The sequence below is a fragment of the Kluyvera ascorbata ATCC 33433 genome (assembly GCF_000735365.1).
GTDB classification, from domain to species: domain Bacteria; phylum Pseudomonadota; class Gammaproteobacteria; order Enterobacterales; family Enterobacteriaceae; genus Kluyvera; species Kluyvera ascorbata.
Window position 1 is genome coordinate 1 of record NZ_JMPL01000181.1, and the last position, 5844, is coordinate 5844.

The 5844-nt window shown below is 54.6% G+C and carries 5 protein-coding genes; 3 read left to right on the forward strand and 2 right to left on the reverse strand.

Annotated features, from left to right (window positions below):
* The 3 genes from GKAS_RS22435 to GKAS_RS22445 all read left to right on the forward strand — a co-directional run.
* A partial coding sequence (locus tag GKAS_RS22435; RefSeq protein ID WP_035897628.1) for an ABC transporter ATP-binding protein occupies nt 1–780 on the forward strand: 780 nt, incomplete at its 5' end.
* A 14-nt stretch (nt 781–794) separates the two neighbouring features.
* Nucleotides 795–2081 (forward strand): ABC transporter substrate-binding protein, encoded by a 1287-nt coding sequence (locus GKAS_RS22440; protein WP_035897630.1) that lies wholly within the window; start codon nt 795–797, stop codon nt 2079–2081.
* Nucleotides 2082–2150: 69 nt separating this feature from the next.
* Entirely contained in the window at nt 2151–3278 is a 1128-nt protein-coding gene (locus GKAS_RS22445) for an oligogalacturonate lyase family protein (protein WP_035897632.1), read from the forward strand.
* A gap of 88 nt (nt 3279–3366) precedes the next feature.
* Here the strand turns inward: GKAS_RS22445 and araE are convergent, their stop codons facing one another.
* The gene (araE, locus tag GKAS_RS22450; protein ID WP_035897634.1) at nt 3367–4785 is read right to left on the reverse strand and encodes an arabinose-proton symporter AraE; all 1419 of its coding nucleotides are present in this window, start codon (nt 4783–4785) and stop codon (nt 3367–3369) included.
* 334 nt (nt 4786–5119) lie between these two features.
* Nucleotides 5120–5844: 2-dehydro-3-deoxy-D-gluconate 5-dehydrogenase KduD (kduD, locus tag GKAS_RS22455; protein ID WP_035897635.1), on the reverse strand; the 725-nt coding region annotated here is incomplete at its 5' end.

The following is a 5844-nucleotide window of genomic DNA, read 5'->3' on the forward strand; positions in this document are numbered from 1 at the left end:
GAAGCAGCGAAAATCCTCGAACTGGAAGAACTGCTGGACCGTCTGCCGCGTCAGCTCTCCGGCGGCCAGGCACAGCGTGTGGCCGTAGGCCGTGCGATTGTGAAAAAACCAGACGTGTTCCTGTTCGATGAACCGCTGTCTAACCTTGACGCCAAGCTGCGTGCATCGATGCGTATCCGTATTTCCGACCTGCACAAGCAGCTCAAAAAATCTGGTAAGCCAGCGACCACCGTCTACGTTACCCACGATCAGACCGAAGCGATGACCATGGGCGACCGTATCTGCGTGATGAAACTGGGTCACATCATGCAGGTGGACACCCCGGACAATCTGTACCACAAACCGAAAAACATGTTCGTCGCTGGCTTTATCGGCGCGCCGGAAATGAACATCCGCTCCTGCAAGCTGGTGAACAAAGACGGCACCTTAAACCTGGCGATTGGCGATGAGTTCATGGCGCTCAGCGAAGGGCTGAACCAGAAGCTCGCCGGTCACGACAACGAAGAAGTGTTCTACGGTATTCGCCCTGAATTCGTCTCGCTGTCCGACGAGCCGTTTGCCGAAGGCGGCTGCAGCGGTGAAATGGTTCGCGTGGAAAACATGGGCCACGAGTTCTTCGTTTACCTGAAAGTCGCGAACTACGAGCTGACGGCACGAATCCCTTCAGATGAAGCTAAGCCAATGATTGATAAGGGTCTTCATCGCAAGGTGTACTTCAAGTTTGATATGAATAAATGCCATATTTTTGATGCTAAAACTGAACAGAACCTCTCCCTTTAATCTGGAGTATTAAAATGAAAAAAGTGCTTTTAAGCGCAGCAATCTCCGCCACCCTGGGCCTCACGGCCCTCCCTTCTATGGCAAAGGATGTCGATCTTCGTATGTCCTGGTGGGGCGGTAACGGTCGTCACCAGGTCACTCTGAAGGCGCTGGAAGAGTTCCATAAGCAGAACCCAGATATTAACGTTAAAGCCGAATACACCGGTTGGGACGGTCACTTATCCCGTCTGACCACCCAGATTGCCGGTGGCACCGAGCCAGACGTGATGCAGACTAACTGGAACTGGCTGCCGATCTTCTCGAAAAACGGCGACGGCTTCTACGATCTGAACAAAATGAAAGACGTGATTGACTTAAGCCAGTTCGATGCGAAAGAGCTGCAGTCCACCACCGTCAACGGCAAGCTGAACGGGATCCCAATCTCCGTTACCGCGCGCGTGTTCTACTTCAACGATGAAACCTGGAAACAGGCTGGCGTTGAATACCCGAAAACCTGGGACGACCTGATGGCCGCGGGTAAAACCTTCGAAAGCAAGCTGGGCAAACAGTACTATCCGGTCGTGCTGGAGCACCAGGATACCCTGGCGCTGCTGAACTCCTACATGACCCAGAAATACAACATTCCGGCCATCAACCCGGAAACCAAGAAATTCTCCTACAGCAAAGAGCAGTGGGTTGAGTTCTTCCAGATGTATAAAAAGCTGGTCGACAGCCACGTGATGCCGGATACCAAGTACTACGCGTCCTTCGGTAAGAGCAACATGTATGAAATGAAGCCATGGATTCAGGGCGAATGGGGCGGTACTTACATGTGGAACTCCACCATTAACAAGTACTCCGATAACCTGAAGCCACCTGCGAAGCTGGAACTGGGTAGCTACCCAATGCTGCCGGGCGCTACCGACGCGGGTCTGTTCTTCAAACCAGCGCAGATGCTCTCTATCGGCAAATCTACCAAGAACCCAGAAGCCGCGGCGAAAGTGATCAACTTCCTGCTGAACAGCAAAGAAGGGGTCGATACGTTGGGTCTGGAGCGTGGCGTGCCGCTGAGCAAAGTCGCGGTGAAATACCTGACCGAAGACGGCATCCTGAAAGAGAGCGATCCTTCTGTTGCGGGCCTGCGTCTGGCGCAGTCTCTACCAGCGAAGCTGAGCGTCTCTCCTTACTTTGATGACCCGCAGATCGTTGCCCAGTTCGGTACCACGCTGCAGTACATCGACTACGGCCAGAAATCCGTGGAAGAAGCGGCAACTGACTTCCAGCGTCAGGGCGAGCGTATTCTTAAACGCGCCATGCGCTAATCGCGATTGACCTATTGATACCCTGCAACTTCCGGTTGCGGGGTATTTTTTTATTCAAGGAGAAAGCACATGAAAGGCAAAATCATCCCGCTGAATTTCCGCACGCGGAAAGACAGCGAAACCGGTCACGAGGTGATCCGGATGACGCCACCGCACATTATTTGCCACCGAAACTACTTCTACCAAAAATGCTTTACCCGCGACGGCGGCAAGCTGATTTTTGGCGGCGCATTTGAGGGGCACTGGAACTACTATTTACTGGATATTGCCGCTCAACAGGCAACCCAGCTTACCGATGGCGCTGGGGATAACACCTTCGGCGGTTTCCTGTCCGACGACGATAAATCCTTATGGTATGTCAAAGATACGCGCCAGCTTCGACGCGTTGATCTCACCACGCTCGAAGAGCACGTGGTCTACGAAGTGGACGATGAGTGGGTCGCTTACGGCACATGGGTGGCGAACGCAGACTGCACGAAGCTCGTCGGCATCGAAATTAAAAAAAGCGACTGGCAGCCGCTGACCGACTGGTCGAAGTTCCGCGCCTACTACTTTACCAACCCGGAATGCCGCCTGATTAACATCGACCTGAAAACCGGGGAGCAGCGGACCATCCTGCAAGAAAAACGTTGGCTTGGGCACCCTATCTATCGTCCGTTTGACGATAAGACCATCGCGTTTTGCCACGAGGGTCCGCGTGACGCCATCGATGCGCGTATGTGGCTGATTAATGAAGATGGCAGCGACATGCGCTGCGTGCGCCAGCATCAACAAGGGGAAAGTTTCACCCATGAATTCTGGGTGCCGGACGGCTCTGCGCTTTACTACGTGGCGCATCAGGAGAACAGCCCGCACCGTTATCTCTACAGCGCCAACCCGGTAACGCTGGAAAACCGCCAGTTGATGGAGATTCCGCCCTGCTCCCACCTGATGAGCAACCACGACGGCTCGCGGGTGGTCGGAGACGGCGCGCCGCATAATACCGGTGATATCAGCCTGAACGATCCGTTTATTTGGGTGTTTGATTTGAAAACCGGTGAGAAAAAAGCGATTTGCCAGCACAACAGCAGTTGGAAAGTACTGGACGGCGACCGTCAGGTGACGCATCCGCATCCGTCGTTTTCACCGGACGGTGAGTGGGTGCTGTATACCTCGGACGCTGAGGGAATGCCGGCACTGTATTTAGCGAGGGTGTAAAAAAAAGCCGGGTGGCGGCGACGCCTTACCCGGCCTGCATTTGGCGCTACCTGTAGGCCCGGTAAGCGTAGCGCCACCGGGCACTCAATCAGACGCCGATATCCCGCAATTTCTCGCCTTTCATCAGCTTACGTTCAATGTGCTCCAGAGTCACCCCTTTGGTTTCCGGAATCAGCCAGAAGGTCACGCCGATAAAGGCGATATTCAGCGCGGTATACAGCCAGAACGTCCCCGCCGCACCGATGGCATCCAGCAGCGTCAGGAAGGTCGCGCCGATAATCATGTTCGACACCCAGTTGGTGGTGGTCGAACAGGTGATACCGAAGTCGCGGCATTTCAACGGCTGAATTTCAGAGCAGAGGATCCACACCACCGGTGCGGCGCTCATCGCATAGCCCGCAATGCACATCATGGTCATGCCGACGGAGAGCCAGGAGAGCCCGCTGGTCGCGGTACCGTTATCAAACTGCATCAGGCAGTAGCCGAGTACCAGCGTACCAATAGCCATCACCGTAAAGCCAATTTTCAGCGCCGGTTTACGTCCGGCTTTATCGACGGTAAACACCGCAATAAAGGTGGCGAACATAAAGGTTAAGCCGACCACCAGGGTCGCAATCATCTGCTGCTCAGTGGTGGTGAAGCCCGCCATTTTGAAGATGCGCGGCGCGTAGTACATGATGATGTTCATGCCGGTAAACTGCTGCATCGCCTGTAACAGCATGCCGAGGAACACCGCGCGGCGCACGTTGCGGTTCACCTTAAACAGCGCCCAACCGCCCTGCTTGAGCTTCAGGCTTTCACGAATTTCATTCAGCTCGTCACGTGCTTTTTCAGAAGTGTCGCGCAGCATGCGCAGCACCTCTTCCGCTTCAATATGGCGGCCTTTTTCCGCCAGCCAGCGCGGGCTGTTCGGCAGGAAGACCACCAGCACAATCAGCACCAGAGCAGGCAGCGCCAGTACAGCGAGCATCGCGCGCCAGTTGCCGCTGTAGCTAAACGCGGTGTCGGAGAGAAACGCCATCACAATGCCCAGCGTGACCATCAATTGATACATGCTGATCATTTTGCCACGCACATTTTCGCTTGCCATTTCAGATAGATACAACGGCGCGGTATACGAAGCAATCCCGACGGCCACGCCGAGGATAACCCTGGCGGCCAGCAGCATTTCGACATTGACGGCAAACCCAGAGCCGAGAGAGCCCGCCACAAACAGTACGGCACCCACCATCAGGCTGTACTTACGTCCCAGGCGGAATGACAGCCAGCCGTTAAAGAGCGCGCCAATCGCCGCGCCCAGCATCATGCTGCTCACCACCCACTCTTGCAGGCGGTTGGTTAACACGAAGTGGTCGGTGATAAAGGGCAGCGCCCCGGCAATGACCCCGATATCCAGACCAAAAAGCAGACCCGCCACCGCAGCAGCAAAGGAAACAAACATATTCATACGCCGGGTATCGCGTTGCGCGCCCGGTACTAGCGTTGAATCGTTACTGATTGAAGTCATTTTTTTCCCGCCTGACAAAATAAAACATGAGATGAAAATACGAGATAGCCACGCCAGGCTGTCAGGCGAGAAACGTTATTAATATGGACTATATTGCTGCACAGGTCCGTTTTGTGATGGACATTAGACTTTCGCATGGAAGGGAAACCCGTTACACATCGGCAAAAAACCCTATTACACATGCGTTACTATTTCCTGATGGGCAGAACAGCATGGACTAAATGAATATATGGATATGGATGATTAAAGAGCCCGGCCGAGCGAAGCGACGCCGGGAATCCCGCAGACATAAAAAAACCTGCCGAAGCAGGTTTTTTATCATCCAAACGCGAACTTAACGCGCCAGCCAGCCGCCATCAACCGCAACGGTATAACCGTTGATATAGTCAGAAGCCGGAGACGCCAGGAAGACAATTGGCCCCATCAGGTCACTTGGCAGACCCCAACGACCCGCCGGGATACGGTCGAGGATAGCCGCACTGCGCTCTTCGTCCGCACGCAGCTGCTGGGTGTTGTTGGTAGCCATGTAGCCCGGCGCAATCGCGTTCACGTTGATACCGTGTTTCGCCCACTCGTTCGCCATCAGGCGGGTAACGCCCATGACGCCGCTTTTGGAAGCGGTGTAAGACGGCACGCGGATACCGCCCTGGAAGGAGAGCATGGACGCGATGTTGATGATTTTGCCGCCGTTACCCTGTGCAATGAAGTGCTTAGCCGCCGCCTGAGACATGAAGAACACGCTCTTGATGTTCAGGTTCATAACGTCGTCCCAGTCTTTTTCGCTGAAGTCGATCGCGTCTTCACGACGAATCAGGCCCGCGTTGTTCACCAGGATATCGATATGGCCGAATTCAGCCACCGCACGCTCCAGCAACGCAGGGATGCCATCGATTTTACGCAGGTCAGCGGTCAGGCTCAGGAAGCGACGACCCAGCGCGGTAACACGTTCGATGGTTTCGGTTGGTTCAACGATGTTGATACCGACGATATCACAGCCCGCTTCCGCCAGACCTAACGCCATACCTTGACCCAGACCGGTATCGCAACCCGTCACTACGG